Genomic DNA, 486 nt, shown 5'->3' on the forward strand with positions numbered 1-486 from the left:
TGCACACAAACGGAACACGATTCCACGGAAATCCTTACACTACCGAACACCGTTGGAAGTATTTTTGAGTTACTTAGATGAAGCAGTTTTGTCTAGCTTAATTTGACAAATCAAACTATTATAAGTATCATCATTGGAATCATATTAATCTTTAATCCAATCGCATCAATTCTGACAGTTGCTTATTTAGTTGGGATTTACTTCACGCTAAACGGCTTATCATTTGTAATCCAAGCTTTTTAATATGTTGAATTGCAATAAGTATTGCGACAATTTTTTATTTACTCAATTAATAAGAGTTCGTGTAAAAATACTTCCAAGGGTGTTTGGTAATCTAAGCATTTCCTAGGACGATTATTCATTAACCACAAAGCTTGATTGAGTTCTTGGTAAATCACTCTAGCGAGGTCTGTTTTCTTAGGAAAAAAATCACGCAGTAAACCGTTAGAGTTCTCATTGGTTCCTCTTTGCCAAGCACTATAAGCA

General features: G+C 34.4%; 2 protein-coding genes and 1 pseudogene. 2 read left to right on the forward strand and 1 reads right to left on the reverse strand.

Annotated features, from left to right (window positions below):
* Both ACEN31_RS11635 and ACEN31_RS11640 read left to right on the forward strand, forming a co-directional pair.
* Window positions 1–106: pseudogene (locus ACEN31_RS11635) on the forward strand (IS30 family transposase); the annotation flags it as partial.
* Window positions 103–243 carry a DUF308 domain-containing protein gene (locus tag ACEN31_RS11640; RefSeq protein ID WP_407109488.1) on the forward strand — a complete coding sequence of 47 codons (141 nt, stop codon included), beginning with the start codon at window positions 103–105 and terminating at the stop codon, window positions 241–243. The pseudogene ACEN31_RS11635 and the gene ACEN31_RS11640, both read left to right, overlap by 4 nt.
* Before the next feature lie 38 nt (window positions 244–281).
* On the opposite strand, the gene ACEN31_RS11645 is transcribed toward ACEN31_RS11640, so the two are convergent.
* On the reverse strand, window positions 282–486 hold a 205-nt coding region (locus tag ACEN31_RS11645), incomplete at its 5' end, for a transposase (RefSeq protein ID WP_407109489.1).

The sequence above is a fragment of the Ruoffia sp. FAM 26255 genome (assembly GCF_045528525.1).
GTDB lineage: Bacteria > Bacillota > Bacilli > Lactobacillales > Aerococcaceae > Ruoffia > Ruoffia tabacinasalis.